Origin of the sequence: Novosphingobium sp. SL115 (genome assembly GCF_026672515.1) — a bacterium.
Taxonomy (GTDB): domain Bacteria; phylum Pseudomonadota; class Alphaproteobacteria; order Sphingomonadales; family Sphingomonadaceae; genus Novosphingobium.
Genome location: NZ_JAPPRG010000002.1, coordinates 1,624,280 through 1,643,918, shown reverse-complemented (window position 1 = coordinate 1,643,918; position 19,639 = coordinate 1,624,280). Strand labels below are relative to the sequence as shown.

Below are 19,639 nucleotides of genomic sequence, written 5' to 3'. Positions count from 1 at the left end.
GAAACCCACGGATTCCACCCCGAAATCCGGCACTTGACCCAACACTTTGTCGTCTGGGCAGGCTGACGAGGTTATGCCGTGTCGCCTGCCCCAAACTTCAATGCGCGGTCTTTGACGACACCGGTGCCGCAGCGACCGGGGCCGGTTGCGTGGCAAGGTCATCGGCTTCAGTCCATTCGACAGGCTCCGGCATCGCAGTCAACGCACGCGCCAGCACTTCATCAACGTGGGCAACAGGAATGATGTCCAACCCTTCGCGGATATTGGCGGGAATTTCGGCCAGATCCTTGCGGTTCTCTTCCGGGATCAGCACGGTCTTGATGCCCCCGCGCAAGGCCGCAAGCAGCTTTTCTTTCAGCCCGCCAATCGCCAAAACACGGCCACGCAGCGTAACCTCGCCGGTCATCGCCACGTCTGCCCGCACCGGAATGCCGGTAAGCGTGGAAACCATGGCGGTGACCATGCCGATACCCGCGCTTGGCCCGTCCTTGGGCACGGCGCCTTCGGGCAGGTGGATGTGCAGATCCTTGCGCTGGAAGATCGAAGGCTTGATGCCATAGGCCGGGCTGCGCGCCTTGACGAAGCTGAACGCCATTTGGACGCTCTCGCTCATCACTTCGCCCAGCTTGCCGGTGGTCTTTGCCGCGCCCTTGCCCGGCACGGTCACGCTTTCGATGGTCAGCAGTTCGCCGCCAACCTCGGTCCACGCAAGACCGGTCACCGCGCCAACCTGATTTTCCTCGTCCGACATGCCGTGGCGGAATTTCCGCACACCGGCAAAATCATCAAGATTTTCAGGGGTGATCGTAACCGACTTGACCTTGCCTTCAAGGATCTGACGCAGCGATTTGCGGGCTAGGCGCGCAACTTCACGCTCCAGTGTGCGGACACCGGCTTCGCGGGTGTAATAGCGGATCAGATCGCGCAGGGCTTCCTGCGTCAGGGTAAATTCACCCTTCTTCAACCCATGCGCTTCGACCTGCTTTTGCACCAGATGGCGTTCGGCAATCTCGACCTTTTCGTCCTCGGTGTAGCCTTCAAGCCGGATGATCTCCATGCGATCAAGCAGCGGCTGCGGCAGGTTGAGGCTGTTGGCCGTGCAGACAAACATCACGTCCGACAGATCGATATCAAGTTCAAGGTAGTGATCCTGGAACTTGCCGTTCTGTTCAGGGTCCAGCACTTCAAGCAGCGCCGATGCCGGGTCACCCCGGAAATCCTGCCCCAACTTGTCGATTTCATCCAGCAGGAACAGCGGGTTGGAAGCACCAGCCTTGCGCAGATTGGTGACAATCTTGCCCGGCAGCGAACCGATATAGGTGCGGCGGTGGCCTCGAATTTCAGCCTCGTCGCGCACGCCGCCAAGCGATTGGCGCACGAATTCGCGCCCGGTGGCCTTGGCAATCGACTTGCCCAGCGACGTCTTGCCCACACCCGGAGGACCGACGAGGCACAGGATCGGCCCCTTCAGCTTGTTGGTGCGTGCCTGAACCGCCAGATATTCGACGATCCGGTCCTTTACCTTTTCCAGCGCGTAATGATCGGCATCCAGCACCGCTTGCGCAGCCGGAATATCCTTCTTCAGCTTTGAACGCTTGCCCCATGGCAGGCCCAGCAGCACGTCGAGGTAGTTGCGGATGACGGTGGCTTCCGCGCTCATCGGCTGCATGGTCTTGAGCTTTTTCAGCTCGGCCTGCGCCTTTGCCTTGGCCTCCTTGGACAGCTTCAGCTTGTCGATCTTGTCCTGCAGTTCGGCAATTTCGTTGGCTTCACCATCATCGCCGCCGCCCAGTTCAGACTGAATCGCCTTAAGCTGTTCGTTGAGGTAATATTCGCGCTGGGTCTTTTCCATCTGGCGCTTCACGCGGCCACGGATTTTGCGTTCAACCTGCAGGACGCCCAGTTCGCCCTCCATGAAGGAGAGCACCATTTCGAGGCGCTTCAGCGGATCGGTTTCAGACAGCACGGCCTGCTTGTCGGCCACCTTTGCGGCAAGGTTTGCGGCCACGGAATCGGCCAGTTTGCCTGCTTCTTCAATCTCGCCCAACTGGCCACCTGCGTCCTGCGGCAGCTTTTTGGACAGCTTGGCGTATTCGGCAAACTGATCGACCACCGAACGCATCATGGCGGAAACTTCGGTGCTTTGCGCAATCACCGGTTCCTGCGGTTCGACCTGCGCTACCAGCATTGGGCCATTGGCCGAGCTTTCTTCGCGCAACGACTGTAGCGTTGCCCGGTCACGCCCTTCGACCAGCACGCGCACTGTGCCATCAGGCAGTTTCAGCAGTTGCAGAACGCTGGCGACAACACCGGTATCATAAAGATCATCACGGTCAGGATCGTCACAGCCTGGATCAAGCTGCGCCAGAAGGAAAATATCCTTGTTGCCGGCCATGGCCGCCTCAAGCGCCGCTACCGACTTTTCACGCCCCACGAACAAGGGAACGACCATGCCGGGGAAAACCACAATGTCGCGCAAGGGAAGAAGGGGGTAGAGATTCATGAGCACTTCTGTTCCATCCTGCCCGGCACGTTGCCGGGGGCTTTTTCCGGATATGGGGGTGCCCCGCCCCGCTCGCAATGGCTTTTGCCACTTCGGTTGTGGATCACCGCAACAACAACGCTTCGCAGGCGCAGGATGAATCGCATATCTGATACGATTGCGTAAACCGGATATTAGGTATGATGCCGCATTGCCGTGTGACTGCTGGGGGGACAGTCACCAGAATGTTGCGAACAAAGACAACGCTGATCGTCGGTGCCGGAGCCAGTGCCGAACTGCAATTTCCCACAAATTCAGAACTACTTGCCCGCATCATTCAGGGCTACGATTTCAAACGGACGGCATCCGATACGTCGACCCGCGACGGCCAGCTGCTGCTGCGCAATATCTACAAGCTGGCCGAGCGGATGAACAAGCCGGTGGAAGATGTCGCTGCCGCAGCGGAAAGATTGCGCAACGCCTGCCGTCTTGGCCGTTCAATCGATACCGTGCTGGAACAATACGACCATGATCCGCTGGTGCTGGCCTGCGGCAAGCTGGCGGTGACATTTTTCATCGGGCAGGCCGAATCGCGCTCAAGCCTGCGCGATGCGCCGCGTGTGCCGGGAGAATTGCCGCTGCAGGGCAAAATCGCCGAATGCTGGATCTATCAACTGGGCCAGTTGATAACGTCCGGCGTGCCGCGCAGCCGCATCGCGCAGACGCTGGAACAGGTCACGATCATCAATTTCAATTACGACCGCTGTGTTGAACACTTCCTGCCCTATGCGCTGGTCATGGCCTATGGGATCGACCTGAAGGAAGCACAGCAGGTGATCGCCGAAAAGCTGCAGATTATTCACCCCCATGGCATGATCGGCCAGTTGCCTTGGCAACAGGGCGACGCACCGCAAACCGAATGGGGCGTGGAACAGCCGTGGAATATCCACGCCATATCGGGCCAGCTCAAATCGCTGAACGAACGCAGCCAGGACCGCAACGCGCTGCGTGAAGTGCGGATGGCTGTGGCAGGGGCCAAGCGACTGGCGTTTCTGGGCTTTGGATTTCAGCCGCAGAACGTGGACCTGTTATTCGAAAACAGCCTTTCGCACCACCCCGAAGTGTTGGTTTCGACATATGGCATGAGTCCGGGAAACACAGCCACTGTGGCACAGATGATAAAGCGTCTGGCCGGGCTGGAATCCGATGGCCTGCTGATGATGTCCACCGGCAAGGCATGGGAAATGCTGCGCGATTTTTCGCTGCTGCTGGAAAGCTGATTGGCCGCCGGCGACCGGTCAACCGCGCGGACGATACCCCTCAGGCAACTGCTGGACGACCGGCTCTGACACGAAAACAGGGCGAAGTGGCGCTGCTTCCACAGGTTCCGAGGCAACAGGCGTCTGGACAACAGGTGTTTGGACAACAGGCTGGGCAATCGCAGGTGCAGTCGGTGGCAGGACGATGCTGCCTTCACGCTGGAAGTCGGCCTTGCCCTTCAAGGCATCGATTTCAGCCTGCCGGGTTTGCAGATAGAGTTCGCGATAGCTGGCATAAGGATTGGATTCTTCCCGAATGCGCTTGAACAGCGCATCGTTCTCCACCCGGTCATCCAGCGAACGGACCACGAAACCGCCATAGACATAAGCCGGGTGGCGCAAAGGTCCGCCCACCGCAAATGGCATCAGGAAGCGGTCCAGCCCAAGCCCGATGGCATCGCGCAAGGTGGTTGGCCCGACCAGCGGCAGGAACATGTAAGGCCCTGAACCAATGCCATAATAACCCATGGTATAGGCAAAGCCGTTGCGCCGGTACGGCAGGTTGAAGGGCTTTTTCTTGGCCACATCGATCAGCCCACCGATACCCACGGTGGAATTGATCGCAAACCTGCCCACCGTTTCGGCCGCCTTGCCCGGCTTCAACTGCAACAGGAAGTTCAACGCAACAATGGGTTCGGTCAGGTTGAGCAGGACATTGCGCAGCCCGGTGCGGATGGGGCCAGGCACCGCTTTTTCATAGCCCGCCGCCAAAGGCGCAACCAGCGCGCCGTCAACAGCCTGAACGGCGTCATAGGATGCCTGATTGACCGACTGCATCGGGTCTTGTGGCGGTGCCTTGTCACCCGAAACGACGATAGGCGCCTGCTGGCTGATTTCATCCAGCGGCGGCGGTGCGGAAGGCGCTTGCGCGCCACTGCTTCTGACATTGGCGGTGCCGAAACTGGGCTGCGGCAGGACAACCGGCGAAGACGGCGCATCAACAAGCGGGGACTCAGGAGCTTGCCCGGCATCATTACTTGCGCCAGCCAGCGGGGACTGCTGCGCTGTGCAGTTTGTTACCGGCGCGGATTCCTGCACACTGGCAGCCTGAAAATTAGCTTCGCCTGCCAAGGCTCCAGGTGCAACAATCAGAGCGGCACTGGCAAGCAAAGAAATACTCAAGCGAAATCCCCATCCTGTTCATCAATTTGTTTCGAGCAAAAGCATTGGCTTGCGGTTTGCCTAACCGCAAGCCTTTCGTCGCAAATTCATTAACCAGATGGGACCAACCGTTCAGAACGGCAGCTTGAACCCCGGCGGAATGCCCGCCGCCATCTGCACCTTCTGCATTTCTTCTGCCGCCGTGGCATCAGCACGAGTGCGGGCATCGTTGAACGCCGCGGCCACCAGATCTTCCAGAATGCCCTTTTCGGACGCGGCCATCAGGCTGTCGTCAATCGAAACGCCGATCACGCGCCCCTTGGCCGAAGCCTTGATCCGCACCAGACCGCCACCGGCCACGCCTTCAATCTCGATCGCGTCAAGACGGCCTTGGGCGTCTTCCATCTGTTTCTGGATGGTCTGCGCCGCCTGCTGGGCGGCCTGGATCATCTCTTCCATCGACTTCATGCGCGTTTGCTCCAGGGTCTTTTCTCATGCTCTCGCGAGCTGTCTTCATCGATAATCACCGCGCCCGGAAAGGCTTCCAGCGCGGCCTTCACCAGCGGATTTTCTTTCAATGCGGCATCATCAGCCTCGGCTTTCTGGGCCTTGGCTTCCTCAAGACTGGGCAGAGCCTGACCCGATGCCTGCTCAACCACCCAGGCATCGCCCGTAATGTGGTTTAGCGCGCGTCGGATATCGGCTCCCGGATCGCCCGGCAAGCCCGGCGCGAGTTGATAACGCAACTGTCCGGGTTTCAGGTCAACAACCCGCACGGCCAGACGCATCGTTGCCCCGACGAGCGGAGAGACGTGCTCCACCTGCTCGACCAACGCCTGCCAATCGACCGCCGCCGCAGGCAAGGCGGATTCGCTTGCCGGATGAGCCATGCTGGTGGGCGTATCGGTCGATCCCCCTTCCCCGCCGCCCGATACGGGCGCAGAAGCTGCAATTGCCGGTCGCGATGCCAGTTCTTCCAGCTTGCGCACCAATCCGCCAGGATCGGGCATTTCAGCCGCATGCATCACGCGCAGCAAGGCCATCTGCGCCGCCACCAGCGGATCGGGCGCAACCTTCACTTCTTCATAACCCTTCAGCAACAGTTGCCACAGGCGATGAAGCTGCCCCGCAGCCAGAACCTTGGCCCAGCTTTCCAGCGCTTCGCGTTCCTCGGTGGAACGCACATCGGGACCAATCCCGCCCACTTGCGCCACCGTGATGCGGTGCACCACATCCATCTGCGCGCGCATCATGGCGATGGGTTCGATGCCCAGCGCATATTGCTGCGCCACTTCTTCCAGCACCGTGCCGCCGTGCCCGGAAAGCACTGCTTCCAGCAGGCGGCGCTGCATGGTCTTGTCAGCCAGACCCAGCATCTGCCGCACCTGATCGGCAGATACGCGTGTCTTGCCATCGTCACTGCCAATCAGGTCGGCATGGCTGATCGCCTGATCGAGGATGGACAGGCCATCGCGCACCGAACCTTCGGCAGCAGCGGCAACCATGCCCAGCGCTTCATCCTCGGCCTCAACGCCTTCCTTTTCGCAGATCATGGCGAAATGACTGGCCAGCAGAGGCGCGGTTATGCGCTTCAGGTCAAACCGCTGGCAACGCGACAGCACCGTTACCGGCAGCTTGTCCACCTCGGTCGTGGCGAAAAGGAATTTCACATGCGCGGGCGGTTCTTCCAGCGTCTTGAGCAAGGCGTTGAACGCATTGCGCGACAGCATGTGAACTTCGTCGATGATGTAGATTTTATAGCGTGCCGAAACAGCGGCATAGCGCACTGCTTCGATGATCTCGCGCACGTCATCAACGCCGGTGTGCGATGCAGCGTCCATTTCGATCACATCGATATGGCGGCCTTCGGCAATGGCGCGGCACGGTTCGCACTGTCCGCACGGATCGATGGTCGGCCCGCCCTGCCCATCAAGGCCGATGCAGTTCAGTGCCTTGGCAATCAGGCGTGCGGTGGACGTTTTGCCAACGCCGCGCACCCCGGTCATCAAAAAGGCATGAGCCAACCGGTCGCGGCGGATCGCGTTGGCCAGCGTCTGCACCATCGCATCCTGCCCAATCAGTTCGGCAAAGGTCTGCGAACGATATTTGCGCGCCAGAACGCGATAGGGCTGAACGACGGGCGCGGCGGCAACGGGTGGCGGCGGGCTTGGCGGGACTGCTGGAACCGGCGCGGGTTCGCCAAACATCGCGGACTGGCCTGCTGCTTCCAGTTCGGCAGCAGTCGGCTGGCCTTCACCCTCGGGAACGGGATCGCCAAACATATCGGTGGAATCGGCCATTGCCGACCATAACTAAGCGCTTGGCCCGCGAATGTCGAATGCCCTCAAGTGCGGAATCGGTGGATTGACAGTTAAGTTGCATAATGCAACTTTAAGCGCATGAACAGTGTCATCCCCGGCCGCTTCACCGCGGATTTCGACCGTCCGCTTGTCGTCTTCGTGATCGGCATGCGGATCAACCATTTCCGCAAGCTGCGCAAATGGCTGCCGGTCGCCCGCGCCATGGGACCGATGATCCAGGAACTGGCGGCCAACCCCGACAGCGGATTTCTGGGCACCGAAACGATGCTGCGCGATCTGCGCACTATTGCCCTTCTGCAATACTGGCGCGATTTCGACAGCCTGGAAGCCTATGCGCGCGACCGTGACCAGAAGCACTGGCCTGCATGGACCGCGTTCAACAAGGCCGTCGGCAACGACGGCACCGTGGGCATATTCCACGAAACTTATGCGATTTCCGCCGGATCGTATGAGACGATTTATGGCAACATGCCGCCCATCGGCCTTGGCAAAGTCGCCGGACTTATCCCCGCCACGGGATCGCGCAATGAAGCGCGGTCGCGCATGAAAGCGGTGATGACGGGGGAATAAAGGAGCCGGCCGACCCGCCGCAACCCGTTGTGGCTGCTTCCTTCCGGACCTGACCAAGTTGGCGGACGCTAACGTCCGACCGACTCCCGGCGCGGGATATGGCGGTGATGCGATGACTTGTCCAGCCCCATGGCCGGACAAAAATCAGCGAAAGTTGTCGGCGTAGCTTTGCAGCTTCAGCTTGCGCGGCGGCGTGGGAATGACATGCGCTTCGATGCCATACCGGTCGGCATAGGCCTGCGCATCTTCCTGAGAGGCGAACTGCAGGACCACCTGCTGCTTCGTGTCGCCAGACCCGGCCCAGCCCATCAGTGGATCGGGGCGCTTGGCTTCTGCCGGTTCGAATTCCAACAGCCAGTCGCTGGTCCGGGCCTTGCCGGACTGCATGGCATTTTTCGGGCGCTGATAGATGCGTGCTGACATGCTTGCCGCTTGCACACGAATCGCCGTTCAAATCAAGTCCGCTTTGCCGCGTTGAAGGCGTTTTTGGTTTTAAGGCTGGGGTCTTCTGACCACGGTTCATCCGGCCAGCGGTGTTTGGGATAGCGGCCCTTCATGTCCTTGCACACATCGCGCCACGATCCGCGCCAGAAACCGGGCAAATCCGCCGTGGTCTGGATTGGCTTGCCGCCGGGGCTGGTCAGGCTGAGCAGTAGCGGACGTGGCGGCTGGCCGACGCACGGGTGTCGGTCCATACCGAACAACGCCTGCACGCGCAGTTCTACGCAAGGCCCACCTTCATGGGCATAATCGATGGCATGGCTGGTTCCAGCGGGAGAACGAAACTCCGCGGGCGCCACCCGGTCAAGCTGTGCCTTGGCATTCCAGTCCAGCCGGGACAGCAGCGCATCGTGCAGCTTGCCCGCTGAAACGACCAGATCGCGCCTGCCCGTCAGAACCGGGCCAAGCCAATCCTCCAGCGCATCCAGCAGCGCCGCTTCCGACAGTTCCGCCAACCCGGCATATCCGGCCCGCTCGATCAGCGCCTTTGCGCTTTCGCCCAAGGGCAAGGCACCAAGCCCCGTCTTGCGCACCACATCGATCAGCGCCGCCACCACAGCCTGCGGATCAGGTTTGGGATCAGGCACGCGCATCAGCACGATTGCCCCCAGCCGCCGCTCCAGCCGCGCCTCCACCCGCGCTTCCGCCTCGTTCCATGACAAGGCATGGCGCTCATCAATGCGGTGGGCCAGATGGCGCAAAATATCCGCCTCATCCAGCGCGATGGCCGACGTTATGCGCGCGCCCCGCGCCTCGCCCTGCGCATCGCCGATCACCAGCCAGCGCGCCGTGGCCAGCGGTGATGCAGGATCAAGCCGATAGCCGCGCCCGCCACTCGATTGCCATTCCTCGCCCGTGGTTGACCGCGCCCGCGCGATCCTGTCCGGGAAGGCTTCGGCCAGCAGGATACCGGTGGGGACTTGCGAATGAACGGCCTTGCCCGCCAGCCGCTCTGCCTGCGCCGCCCAGCGGTCTGCCAATTTGCGCGATCCATCGGCTCGCCCGCCCCGCTCGCCCGCCCAGCGGTCCAGCCTGCGCGCAAGGTCTTCACCGCGCCCGCCAAGGCCGCGTTCCTGCAACAGCAGCGCCAACCGCGCCGCTTCACGCGCCTGGCCTCGCTGTGCTGCAAACAACAGCATGTGCGCCAGCGCAGGCTCCATCGGCAGCTTTGCCATGGCGCGGCCATGTGCGGTAATCCGCCCATCCCCATCCAGCGCGCCCAACGCCTGAAGCGCAGCGCGCGCCGTCGCCGTGGCCGCGACGGGCGGCGGATCAAGCCATGCCATGGCTTCTGGTGCGCCTGCCCCCCATTGCGCCAGCGTCAACACCAAGGGGGCCAGATCGCTGGTCGTCATTTCGGGCGGATCAAACGCCGCGCGGCCCGCATGGGCAGCTTCTTCCCACAGGCGATAGGCCGTGCCCGGCCCCTGCCGCGCCGCGCGCCCTGCCCGTTGCGCAGCAGACGCCTGGCTCGCGCGCGTGGTCACCAACCGCGTGACGCCCGCCGCCTTATCAAATTCCGCCCGTCGCGAAAGGCCCGCATCCACCACCACCGACACGCCGTCCAGCGTCAGCGATGTTTCGGCAATGCTGGTCGCCAACACCACGCGGCGACGGCCCTGCGGATCGCGGCGGATGGCCGCGCGCTGTCCCGCTGGCTCCACCTGCCCATGCAGGGGCAGCACCAGCGCCTGCGGCAAACGTGCGGCCAGAAGGTCAGCCGTGCGTTCAATCTGCGCAACACCGGGCAGGAAAGCCAGAATATCGCCCGTCTCTTCACGCCATGCCGTCTGCACCGCGCTGGCCATGGCCTGTTCGATCTTCACATCGGGCCGCGCACCCAGCCAGCGGATGGCCAGCGGATGGGCCTTGCCTTCGCTTTCAATCACCGGGGCATCGCCCAGCAGCGATGCAAACCGCGATCCATCGATGGTGGCTGACATCACCACCAGCCGCAAATCCTCGCGCAGCACGCCCTGCGCTTCAACTGCCAACGCCAGCCCCAGATCGCTGTCCAGATGGCGTTCGTGCGCTTCGTCAAACAGCACGGCGGAAACGCCGATCAGTTCGGGATCGTTCAGAATGGTTGCGACAAAAATCGCCTCGGTCACCACCAGCACGCGGGTTCGGGCGGACCTTTTGCTGTCCAAGCGGGTGATATAGCCCACGGTTTCGCCGGCCGGTTCGCCCAATAGATCGGCCATCCGCTCTGCCGCTGCCCGCGCCGCCACGCGCCGGGGCGACAGCACGATAACTTGCCCTGTGCACCATGGCTCTGCCAGCAACGCAGGCGCGACCGCCGTGGTCTTGCCCGCACCGGGCGGCGCAATCAGCACCGCACTGGCGCTTTCGCGCAATGCGGCAAGAAGGTCTGGCAGGACGGCATGGATCGGCAACTGGCTCACGCCTGGCGCTTTACGGGCGATTGCCGCTTCACGGCAACCCTTTGGCCCTTGCGCTGCGTTCAGCTTTGCGAATGGATCACAACGCTATAGACCGCACCCCATGAAAACCACGCTGGAATTCGTGGTGGCGCTGACCACCGGCCTGCTGTTCAGCGGGGCGATGATCGGCGGCGCAATTCTGGGGGCCTGTGCGGTTTCGGCAGGCAGCGTTTACTGGATCTGGCGCCGCTTCGGAAAGCGGCGCTGACCGTCAGCCCATGGGATAGCGGATTTCGCGCGAAACCGCGTCGATCGCCTTCATCACATCGTCAGGCAGAACCAGATCGGTAGCGGCAAGGATTGCATCAAGCTGACTTTCCGCCCCCACGCCAACAATCGTCGACGCCACAAAATCATGCTGCTTTGACCACGCCACCGCCATGGTCACCGGATCAAGCCCGGCCTGCGCGGCAATGCCCATGAAGCGTTCGGTCGACGCCAGCGAGCGTTCATTGACAAAGCGCTGCCCCATCTGCGCCTGCCGCCCTTCCATCGCCAGATAGCGCGAGAAGCGGGCACCGTCAGGCCGTGCGCCACCCTGATACTTGCCCGACAGCACGCCGCCCGCAATGGGCGAATAGGGGATCAGACTGACGCCTTCCTTGCGGCAAACCTGCGCCAGTTCATCCTCGAACCGCCGGTTGTTCAGGCTGAAATTGTTCTGGATGGTCTGATAGCGCGTGGTGCCAAGCCGTTCCGCCGTGGCGATGGATTTCATCAGGCCCCAGCTTGTTTCGTTGGAGCAGCCGGTAATGCGCACTTTGCCCGCGCGCACCAGTTCATCCAACACTTCCATCGTCTCGTCATAAGACGTGTCGTGATCGGGCCAGTGAGTCTGGTACAAGTCGATGTAGTCGGTGCCCAGTTTGGTCAGGCTGGCATCAATCGCGGTTTCGATATTGCGGCGGTCAAGCGCGGTCATGCCATTGCGGCAGGGCGATTTGAACCAGACGTGGCTGGGACCGGAAACCTTGGTGGCAAGGATGATGGCATCGCGCGGTTTGGTCTTCAGCCAGCGCCCGACGATTTCCTCAGTTCGCCCGACCCACTTGGCATCAGGCGGAACCGGGTAACCTTCAGCCGTATCGAAAAAATTGATTCCCGCATCGAAACTGCGGTCCAGCACGCGAAAGGCTTCTGCCTCATCCACCTGGCTGCCGAAGGTCATCGTGCCCATGCAGATGTCGGACACAACAATGGCCGAACGACCAAGGCGACGATGCTGCATCAGGCACTTTCCTTACAAGGATGGAATTGGATCAGAATCTCCGCGCGACGGCAAATTCCGCCGCTTCGGTCATCGCCGCCTTGGCTGCACCGGCGGGGAAAGCGGCAATCGCGTCAATCGCGCGCTGGGCATACATGCGGGCGCGTTCGCGCGTGGCGTTCACGGCATCGTGCCTGCGGATCAGTTCAATGGCGTGGGCAAGATCGGCGTCCGAAGACCGATCCCCGGCAATCGCCTGCTGCCAGAACGCACGTTCATCATCGCTGCCGCGCGCATAGGCAAGGATCACCGGCAGGGTCATTTTGCCTTCGCGGAAATCATCGCCCTGATCCTTGCCCATTTCGGCGGCGTCGGAATCATAATCGATGGCATCGTCGGCCAACTGGAACGCGATACCCAGATTGCGGCCATAGGAATCGAGCGCCAGTTCATCGGCTTCGGGCCGTTCGGCCACCACGGCGGCAATCCGGCAGGCGGCAGAAAACAGCGCCGCCGTCTTGGCCGCGATGATGTCGAGATACATTTCCTCGGTCGTGTCGATCTGGCGCTGGGCGACAAGCTGGTCAACCTCGCCTTCGGAAATCACGGCAGAAGCGTTGGACAGGATGCGCAGCACTTTAAGCGAGCCATCCTCGACCATCAGTTCAAAGCTGCGGCTGAACAGGAAATCACCCACCAGCACCGTCGCCGGATTGCCATAGACGATGTTCGCCGTCTTTTTGCCCCGGCGCATGTCAGACCCGTCAACCACGTCATCGTGCAGCAGGGTAGCAGTGTGGATGAACTCCACCGCAGCGGCCAGCTTGTAATGGCGGCTACCGCCATATCCCAGCAGCGCCGCACTGGCGAGCGTGAGCATCGGGCGCATCCGCTTGCCGCCACCGGCAATAAGGTGGCCCGCCAGCGTCGGGATCAGCGGGATGCGCGATTGCATCCGGTCAAGGATCACGGCGTTGACGCTGTTCATGCCTTCGGCCACCAGAGCCATCATGGGCGCCAGCGATGGTTGGGCCTTGCGCGGAAGAGTGTGGACGGTCGCAGTCATCTCGGTTGCCCGCTTGGCGGCAAGGGCAGCGCTTGGCAAGACGCAAGTTGCACGGTAGCGGGCAGATCGACCAAAGACCGACCATTTGACGGGGTGAAGTGATGAGCGAAGATGCGATTCTGGCAGGTTATCGCCAGTCGATCGACAATATCGACGCGGCGATGATCCACATCCTTGCCGAACGCTTCCGCATCACGCAGGCAGTGGGAGCCTACAAGGCACAGAACCAATTGCCCGCATCCGACCCCGGCCGGGAAGAGCGCCAGATCATGCGCCTGCGCAAACTGGCCGAAGACGCCAAGCTTGATCCTGAATTTTCGGAAAAATTCCTGCGCTTCATCATCGAAGAAGTGATCCGGCACCATCAGGCTGCCGGTTCGCGGTAAAATCTGACGGTAATCTGGTGCGCCGGTTCAGGCGCACCTCACCCGCCCTTCAATCCTCCAGCGGCACACCGGGCACCTGCTTGGCAGTGCGAATCGTCAGCGATGTCTTGACGCTGGCCACATTGGGCGCAGGCGTCAGCTTGCTGGTCAGGAATTCCTGAAAGCTCTGCAGATCGCGGCTGACGATCTTCAGGATAAAATCGATTTCGCCATTGAGCATATGGCATTCGCGCACTTCGGGCAGGGTGCGCATGTGGTCTTCAAATTGGCGCAGCGATTCCTCGGCCTGACTTTTCAGGCTGACAAGCGCGAACACGGTGATGGCAAAGCCCAGCTTCGATGCATCAAGTTCGGCGTGATAGCCCTTGATGACGCCTTCATCTTCCAATGCGCGAACCCGGCGCAGACAGGGCGGTGCGGTAAGCCCCACCCGCTGCGCCAGTTCCACGTTCGTCACCCGTCCTTCAGCCTGCAATTCAGCCAGAAGCCGACGGTCGATCGCATCAAGGGTTGCCATGCCTTCAGTTCATCCGTTTCAAATACGACCGCCGCAGCGTTCGGAAAAAAGCACATATCGCAACTTTCCGCGCCAATTCCATCAGCGGGTGATAATTTTATTGTTTAATATCGTAATCCCCTCGCATTGCAACGGAACTTCGGCAACGCACCTTGGGGCAACGCACCTTCAGCCCCGCACTTCCACAGCGCGGGGTCGCCTCACCCACCCAGACTGAAATCTACCGCCCGCCAAAGCGCTTGATGATGCTGTCTGCGGCCTCGCACACGTCGGACCATGCCTCGGCAAAGTCTTCGGCATCGCCATAATACGGGTCCAGCACGGCGGTTCCCCTGCGCCCCGGCACCATATCCATCAGCAACCGCACTTCGGAAAAATGGCGCTTGGGTTCAATCCGGCGCAGGTCTTTCAGGTTCTGCGGGTCCAGCGCATAGATGTGGCCGAACCGGCTGAAATCCTCTGTCGTCACCTGCCGCGCACGATAGCCGGAAATGTCCAGCCCATGGATCAGCGCCACTTCCTGCGCGCGCGGGTCAGGCGGGCGGCCAACGTGCCAGTTGCCGGTCCCGGCTGAATCGATGGTCAGCGCCACGCCTGCTTCCACCGCGCGCATGCGCAGCGCCGCCTCGGCAAGGGGCGAACGACAGATGTTTCCAAGGCAGACGAACAAAATCGACGGCTGACTCACGGGATCACGATACCTCTCTGGCTGGGCCTGCCCAAACCGATCAGGAACGGATCCTCTCCCTGCACTGCAGCAAACACGTTACGTGACGAAATGTCCAGCCATTCCAGCGCGATCAGCACTTGCGCAATGGCCCCACCCAGCGTTTCGCCCGGCCCCAGCAGAATCACCCGGTCAGGCGCAAATTCACGCACCGCCACGCGCATCGCCGCGGTAAAATCATAAACCTCCAGAATCTGTTGCCCGAAGGTGTAATCCCACAGCGCTTGCGGCTGCGTTTCAAACCGCCGCCACACTTTGCCACGCCCGTCGATCAGCGGCACTTGCGGCTGGCCAAACCATTCCACCGGAAACTGCGCCTTGGCCGCATCGCTGCTGGCCTGCATCAAGGGCGTGTGAAACGGCCCATGCCCTGCCAGGCGCAGCGGCGGGCGCGGCAGTATCGGCAAATCCTGTTCCAGCGCGTCCAGCGCCGCATTTGCGCCCGCCACCACCAGCATTCCGCCCAGTCGGATCGACGGCAAGACACCATGTCTCGCCATGGCCGCGTCCACGGCTTCCGCCAAAGCGGGATCGACCCGCCAGTCCTCATTCGCCAGCACCAGCACCGTCTGCCCGCCGGGTTCATGCTTTTGCGAATTGATGCCCATCCCATCGGCTATGGCAAAGCCTTGCTTCGCCGATACTGCCCCGGCACAGGCCAGCGCCATGTACCAGCCCATCGAATTGCCGGTCACCGCCACCACATCGAACCGGTCGCGGTCCAGCCTCAGAAAATCGAGGTAAGCACAGGCATGGATCAGCGGTGCGGCATTGTCTCCCCGCAAATGCTCCGCCGAAAACGTCGCCGCGCCATCCAGCGCGCTCAACGTCGGCTTGCCTCCACGGGCGCGCAAATCATCAAACCGCGCCAGCCAGTCCGCCCCGCCATGATACCGTGCCAGATATCCCAGTTCCGGCGCATTATACGTCCCCCGCCCCGGACAGGCGACAACCACGGTTTCCTTGGCGGATGCAGCGGCGCTCATCGCATCATCTCCACCACTTTGCCCACAATCATGTCCCGGCTGGGCAAGGTATGCGTCGCCGCGCGCGCCAGCGGGATAAAGCTGTCCTGCGCCGCAATCCGCGCGGCCATCTTGTCCGGCGCGCGTTCGCTCAGCATCGCCATCAGCGCCTCGCTCTGCGACCCGGTAATGCGGCATTCGTCCACCACCAGCACCTGCGGACACGGTGCAATCGCCTCCAGCACCGCCGCTTCGTTCACCGGCCCCAGCCAGCGCAGGTCAATCACCCGCACCGCAATTCCCTGCTCCGCCAACAGCTTCTGCGCCTGAAGCGACAGGTAAAACCCGTTGCCATAGGTCACCACGGCAAGATCCGTTCCCTCGCCCGCAACCCCAATCTCGCCAAAACCAATCGCGCCTTCGCCCGGCGGCTGATAGACGCTCGCCCACAGCCCATCGCCGGCCTCATGCAGGTCGCGCGTCATATACAGCGCAATCGGCTCGACAAACACGACCACGCGCTGCTCCTCATGCGCCAGCCGCACGCATTCGCGCAGCATCGCCACCGCATCGCGCCCGTTCGATGGCACGGCCAGCACCACGCCGGGAATGTCGCGGAAAACGGCCAGCGAATTGTCGTTGTGGAAATGCCCGCCAAAGCCCTTCTGATATGGTAGGCCCGCAATGCGAACGACCATAGGGTTGGTGAACTGGCCATTGGAAAAGAAAGATAATGTCGCCGCCTCGCCCCTGATCTGGTCTTCGGCATTGTGGACATAGGCAAGGAACTGAATTTCCGGGATCGGCAGCAGACCGTTGTGCGCCGCGCCAATCGCCAGCCCCAGAATGGCCTGTTCGTCCAGCAAGGTGTTCACCACCCGCGCCGACCCGAACCGCTGGTGCAGCTTTTGCGTGGCGGCATAGACCCCGCCCTTCGGCCCCACATCCTCGCCACAAACAATCGCCGCCGGATACTGCAACAACAGGTCGGCCAAGGCCCAGCTTATCAGCTTTGCCATATGCTGCGGCTTGCCCATGGCATCGGCATCATCGGAAAACAGCGCCGCCCGCACCCGTGCCGAAGCGAGCGCCAAAGCCACCTCACGCCTCGGCGGCACAATGCTTGCCATCACCGCCGCCGCATCCGCCAGCTTGGGGCGCCGGATCGCCAGTTCCACCTGCCGCTCCAGCGTCGCGCCGATCTCGTCATAGACCTCGCGCACTTGCGCCGCAGTCATCACGCCTTCCTCGATCAAAAGCGCAGCGCTCGCCAGCAACGGGTCGCGTTCTTCCTCGGCGCGGACCTCTGCCTTAGTGCGATAGGCAAGCTGAACATCATTCCCGGCATGACCATAAAGCCGCACCGTCTTCATGTGCAGGAACACCGGCTGCCGATGCCTGCGCGCAATCTCCTCGGCCTGTTTAGAGGCCGTCCAGGTATCGATCAGGTCACACCCGTCACAAGCGATGTAATGCAGCCCGGCGCGGGTGGAGAAGTTGGCCTCCACCCACCCCGGCGGCGTGCGCGTGGATATGCCTATACCATTGTCCTCGCACAGAAAGATGATCGGCATCGGCGTGCCCTGAAACGCCGCCCAGCACGCCGTATTGATCGCCCCCAGCGCGGTGGAATGGTTGGCGCTGGCATCGCCAAAGCTGCACAGCACCACCCCGTCGCGCGCCAGCACAGCCTCATCAAACCCCATGCGCCGGGCAATGCCGATGGAAAAGGCCGTGCCCACCGCCTTGGGCAGATGGCTGGCAATGGTCGATGTCTGCGGCGGGATAAAAAGTTTCTTCGATCCCAGCACCTTATGCCGCCCGCCCGATATCGGATCATCCGCGCTGGCGGTGAACGATAACAGCATGTCCCACGCCGGATTCTCTCCCGGAACCCGGTGCGCGCGGTGAATCTGGAACGCGGCGTCGCGGTAATGCAGAAACGCCATGTCATCCACGCGCAGCACTTCGGCCAGCACCGCATTGCCTTCATGCCCGGATGACCCGATGGTATAGAAACCCTCGCCCCGCGCCTGCAATTTCCGGCTCATCCGGTCCAGTTGCCGCGACAGTGCCTGCGACCGGAACAGCCCCGCCGCCCGGTCTGGCGCAAGCCCCGCATCAGCCAGCCCACAATTCGACCGCCGCCGCGCGGTGCCCGCCTCCAGCGCTTTCAAAAACTGCTGGTGAACCTGTTCGGCAGCATCAAGCGACATGGAACTTGGTTTCCTTCGTAACGAAACCAAGTCTTAGCCGCAGCCATGCCGAAAAGGGAACCCCGCACCGCAGACCTTTCCCATTTCACGCAGAGACGCAGAGAAAACATAAAGATCGCAAGGATACTGCGGCACAGCTTCGCGCCCTTTGCTTCCAAGGGCGCGCCCAAAATTCCGTCCCGGTCGAAACGGCAGCTATCGCCCAACTCAAGTCGCTCCCGTAAAACCCTAGCAATGTTGACTCACGCCGGAACCGGTCGTCATCGAGCCAAACCGCACCCGAGCAAGTAAGCGCTTATTGTCGTCTTATCCCCTTCGGCTGTCCCACACTGTGCCTGCTGCCTACAGCGTGTCCAGCTTGAGGGCACTTTCATCTGCCGTTGCCGCAGCGAGCTGCGCTCGCGCGGCTGCGATGCGCGCACGGGCCTCGATCAGTTTGACTGTGGCGTCAGTGGCTGCTTCCTCGCGGCTGTTGACGAGAAAGAAGTCACTCGACCCCAGAGCAAAGCGGCGGCGTTCGGCCTCGGCGAGCCGATCGGCGAGGGTGAATTGTCGGTGGACGGCCTCTGCCAGGTCGCTCGCGGTGTCAAGCTCGATACCGATCCCGGCCACTTCGGCTCGGATCTTCTCAGCCAAGTACCGCTGCTTGACCGACAGCTCGTCGAGTTTGGCACGGCTCTCGGCCAGCTTGCCCTGTGCCTTGCGGTTTTGCAGCGGCACTTTGAGCGACACGCCGAAGATGATTTCCAGCGGCGATCGGCTAGAGCCGCCCAAACCTTCCGGCCCAATGTCCTTGGCAACTTCGCCCCTGAGATCGAGGCGGGGCCGCAAGTCGTTCTCGGCCAACGCCAGCTTGACCGACGCTTGCTCGATCTCTGCAAGCAGGATGCCGAAATCAGGCCGCTCCTCGATCCTGACGAATGGATCTATATTCATACCGTCAAAGGCTGCGGCCGAAGGCGGCAACCGGTCGGATTCGACCAAAATCGGAAGGCCCGCAGCATCGCGGTAATAAAGCGAGAGCTTGTTCGCAGCTGCCCGGAATTCCTGTCGCGCTTGCACGACCAAAGCTTCCCGTTTGACCATGTTGGCTTCGTTTTCGGTGAGCAGGATTTCCGGCTTGGCGCCGAGTTGCACTTGTCGCCGAATGCCTTTGCCGCGCTCGACTGCGATGTCGTACAGTTCTTGGTAGGCCTTAAGCTTCAAGCCGCTTTCTACCCACTTCTGATAAGCCTCGACCGTGCGGGCCTGCACACCGATTGCGGTGGCGCGCCTTTCGAAACGGGCGATGTCGATGTCGCTCCCGGCAAGAGAAACAGTTGAGCGCCGGGCGTCAATCATTCGATCACGCAGCAGGGTATAAAGCGCACCGACCTTCACTTCGCCAAGCTGGTCGGTGTAGGCATTGTCTTCGTAGGTCGGGAAATCACCGCGCGAATTGCGGTACTGGCCGTAAAGGTATCCGCCATTGCCTGCGAACGGACGCTCCGCCTTGCCGATGACTTCCGAACCGTCGTAGTAGCCGGCAAGGCGGCTGCGAGCATCGACCGAGAAGACCGTGTCGAACGCGCCCTCAGCACTAAGTGCCCGTCCCTCGGCCTGTTGCACGCGCGCCAGCGCCGCGATGATATCAGGCGCCGAGCGTGCGGATGAGCGCAAGACCTCCTCCAGCGTGAGCGGGGTGGAGGGCTGACTGTCATCACGGGCGGGTGTCCCCGGCGCAGCCGGCTGGGGTTGAACGGCGGCGCGATCGGCTGCGCCAGCCGCCATTCCGGTCGTCGCTGCAAGAAGCAGTGCATTGACCGCAAGGAACCGAC

17 protein-coding genes and 1 other RNA gene are annotated in these 19,639 nt (G+C 61.7%); 4 read left to right on the top strand and 14 right to left on the bottom strand.

What is annotated here, in order from left to right:
• Positions 1-97: 97 nt before the first annotated feature.
• Positions 98-2,503 (bottom strand): endopeptidase La, encoded by a 2,406-nt coding sequence (lon, locus tag OVA07_RS09495; protein ID WP_268171196.1) that lies wholly within the window; start codon positions 2,501-2,503, stop codon positions 98-100.
• A gap of 224 nt (positions 2,504-2,727) precedes the next feature.
• On the opposite strand from lon, the gene OVA07_RS09490 reads away from it, so the two are divergent.
• A complete protein-coding gene (locus OVA07_RS09490; protein ID WP_268171195.1) occupies positions 2,728-3,762 on the top strand; it encodes an SIR2 family protein in 1,035 nt (344 codons plus the stop codon).
• 18 nt (positions 3,763-3,780) lie between these two features.
• Here OVA07_RS09490 and OVA07_RS09485 read toward each other — a convergent pair whose 3' ends face one another.
• From OVA07_RS09485 to OVA07_RS09475, 3 genes are all read right to left on the bottom strand, one after another.
• Entirely contained in the window at positions 3,781-4,923 is a 1,143-nt protein-coding gene (locus OVA07_RS09485; protein WP_268171194.1) for an MlaA family lipoprotein, read from the bottom strand.
• A gap of 111 nt (positions 4,924-5,034) precedes the next feature.
• The gene (locus tag OVA07_RS09480) at positions 5,035-5,370 is read right to left on the bottom strand and encodes a YbaB/EbfC family nucleoid-associated protein (protein WP_268171193.1); all 336 of its coding nucleotides are present in this window, start codon (positions 5,368-5,370) and stop codon (positions 5,035-5,037) included.
• Positions 5,367-7,202 (bottom strand): DNA polymerase III subunit gamma/tau, encoded by a 1,836-nt coding sequence (locus OVA07_RS09475; protein WP_268171192.1) that lies wholly within the window; start codon positions 7,200-7,202, stop codon positions 5,367-5,369. The genes OVA07_RS09480 and OVA07_RS09475 overlap by 4 nt, the downstream gene beginning before the upstream one ends.
• Before the next feature lie 99 nt (positions 7,203-7,301).
• Here OVA07_RS09475 and OVA07_RS09470 point away from each other — a divergent pair, with 99 nt between their 5' ends.
• Positions 7,302-7,793 carry a DUF4188 domain-containing protein gene (locus OVA07_RS09470; RefSeq protein WP_268171191.1) on the top strand — a complete coding sequence of 164 codons (492 nt, stop codon included), beginning with the start codon at positions 7,302-7,304 and terminating at the stop codon, positions 7,791-7,793.
• On the opposite strand, the gene ffs is transcribed toward OVA07_RS09470, so the two are convergent.
• From ffs to hrpB, 3 genes are all read right to left on the bottom strand, one after another.
• An RNA gene (gene ffs / locus OVA07_RS09465) (signal recognition particle sRNA small type) lies at positions 7,789-7,883 on the bottom strand. The genes OVA07_RS09470 and ffs overlap by 5 nt on opposite strands.
• 54 nt (positions 7,884-7,937) lie before the next feature.
• Complete coding sequence (locus OVA07_RS09460; protein WP_268171190.1) at positions 7,938-8,216, bottom strand: ETC complex I subunit; 279 nt, start codon at positions 8,214-8,216, stop codon at positions 7,938-7,940.
• A gap of 32 nt (positions 8,217-8,248) precedes the next feature.
• A complete protein-coding gene (gene hrpB / locus OVA07_RS09455; RefSeq protein ID WP_268171189.1) occupies positions 8,249-10,699 on the bottom strand; it encodes an ATP-dependent helicase HrpB in 2,451 nt (816 codons plus the stop codon).
• 100 nt (positions 10,700-10,799) lie between these two features.
• Between hrpB and OVA07_RS09450 the strand changes: the two genes are divergently transcribed.
• Positions 10,800-10,946, top strand: coding sequence for a hypothetical protein (locus tag OVA07_RS09450; protein WP_268171188.1), 147 nt, complete (start codon positions 10,800-10,802; stop codon positions 10,944-10,946).
• 3 nt (positions 10,947-10,949) lie between these two features.
• Here OVA07_RS09450 and OVA07_RS09445 read toward each other — a convergent pair whose 3' ends face one another.
• Both OVA07_RS09445 and OVA07_RS09440 read right to left on the bottom strand, forming a co-directional pair.
• The gene (locus OVA07_RS09445) at positions 10,950-11,966 is read right to left on the bottom strand and encodes an aldo/keto reductase (RefSeq protein WP_268171187.1); all 1,017 of its coding nucleotides are present in this window, start codon (positions 11,964-11,966) and stop codon (positions 10,950-10,952) included.
• A 31-nt stretch (positions 11,967-11,997) separates the two neighbouring features.
• Positions 11,998-13,011, bottom strand: a complete 1,014-nt coding sequence (locus OVA07_RS09440) for a polyprenyl synthetase family protein (protein ID WP_268171186.1) — start codon at positions 13,009-13,011, stop codon at positions 11,998-12,000.
• A gap of 101 nt (positions 13,012-13,112) precedes the next feature.
• Between OVA07_RS09440 and OVA07_RS09435 the strand changes: the two genes are divergently transcribed.
• A complete protein-coding gene (locus OVA07_RS09435) occupies positions 13,113-13,397 on the top strand; it encodes a chorismate mutase (protein WP_268171185.1) in 285 nt (94 codons plus the stop codon).
• Positions 13,398-13,446: 49 nt separating this feature from the next.
• Here the strand turns inward: OVA07_RS09435 and OVA07_RS09430 are convergent, their stop codons facing one another.
• From OVA07_RS09430 to OVA07_RS09410, 5 genes are all read right to left on the bottom strand, one after another.
• Positions 13,447-13,914, bottom strand: coding sequence for an Lrp/AsnC family transcriptional regulator (locus OVA07_RS09430; protein ID WP_268171184.1), 468 nt, complete (start codon positions 13,912-13,914; stop codon positions 13,447-13,449).
• A gap of 220 nt (positions 13,915-14,134) precedes the next feature.
• A complete protein-coding gene (locus OVA07_RS09425; protein ID WP_268171183.1) occupies positions 14,135-14,602 on the bottom strand; it encodes a low molecular weight protein-tyrosine-phosphatase in 468 nt (155 codons plus the stop codon).
• A complete protein-coding gene (locus tag OVA07_RS09420; protein ID WP_268171182.1) occupies positions 14,599-15,627 on the bottom strand; it encodes an ACP S-malonyltransferase in 1,029 nt (342 codons plus the stop codon). Before OVA07_RS09420 ends, OVA07_RS09425 begins: the two co-directional genes overlap by 4 nt.
• Positions 15,624-17,822: a dehydrogenase E1 component subunit alpha/beta gene (locus OVA07_RS09415; protein WP_268171181.1), complete on the bottom strand. Its 2,199-nt coding sequence runs from the start codon at positions 17,820-17,822 to the stop codon at positions 15,624-15,626. The genes OVA07_RS09420 and OVA07_RS09415 overlap by 4 nt, the downstream gene beginning before the upstream one ends.
• A gap of 342 nt (positions 17,823-18,164) precedes the next feature.
• Entirely contained in the window at positions 18,165-19,592 is a 1,428-nt protein-coding gene (locus OVA07_RS09410; RefSeq protein ID WP_442789668.1) for a TolC family protein, read from the bottom strand.
• Between the last annotated feature and the right edge of the window lie 47 nt (positions 19,593-19,639).

Bases quoted from the DNA above. Each gene is read 5' to 3' on its own strand.
- lon (WP_268171196.1), bottom strand. From the start codon at position 2,503: ATGAATCTCTACCCCCTTCTTCCCTTGCGCGACATTGTGGTTTTCCCC.
- OVA07_RS09490 (WP_268171195.1), top strand. From the start codon at position 2,728: ATGTTGCGAACAAAGACAACGCTGATCGTCGGTGCCGGAGCCAGTGCC.
- OVA07_RS09480 (WP_268171193.1), bottom strand. From the start codon at position 5,370: ATGAAGTCGATGGAAGAGATGATCCAGGCCGCCCAGCAGGCGGCGCAG.
- OVA07_RS09475 (WP_268171192.1), bottom strand. From the start codon at position 7,202: ATGGCCGATTCCACCGATATGTTTGGCGATCCCGTTCCCGAGGGTGAA.
- OVA07_RS09470 (WP_268171191.1), top strand. From the start codon at position 7,302: ATGAACAGTGTCATCCCCGGCCGCTTCACCGCGGATTTCGACCGTCCG.
- OVA07_RS09460 (WP_268171190.1), bottom strand. From the start codon at position 8,216: ATGTCAGCACGCATCTATCAGCGCCCGAAAAATGCCATGCAGTCCGGC.
- OVA07_RS09450 (WP_268171188.1), top strand. From the start codon at position 10,800: ATGAAAACCACGCTGGAATTCGTGGTGGCGCTGACCACCGGCCTGCTG.
- OVA07_RS09445 (WP_268171187.1), bottom strand. From the start codon at position 11,966: ATGCAGCATCGTCGCCTTGGTCGTTCGGCCATTGTTGTGTCCGACATC.
- OVA07_RS09440 (WP_268171186.1), bottom strand. From the start codon at position 13,011: ATGACTGCGACCGTCCACACTCTTCCGCGCAAGGCCCAACCATCGCTG.
- OVA07_RS09435 (WP_268171185.1), top strand. From the start codon at position 13,113: ATGAGCGAAGATGCGATTCTGGCAGGTTATCGCCAGTCGATCGACAAT.
- OVA07_RS09430 (WP_268171184.1), bottom strand. From the start codon at position 13,914: ATGGCAACCCTTGATGCGATCGACCGTCGGCTTCTGGCTGAATTGCAG.
- OVA07_RS09420 (WP_268171182.1), bottom strand. From the start codon at position 15,627: ATGAGCGCCGCTGCATCCGCCAAGGAAACCGTGGTTGTCGCCTGTCCG.
- OVA07_RS09415 (WP_268171181.1), bottom strand. From the start codon at position 17,822: ATGTCGCTTGATGCTGCCGAACAGGTTCACCAGCAGTTTTTGAAAGCG.
- OVA07_RS09410 (WP_442789668.1), bottom strand. From the start codon at position 19,592: ATGGCGGCTGGCGCAGCCGATCGCGCCGCCGTTCAACCCCAGCCGGCT.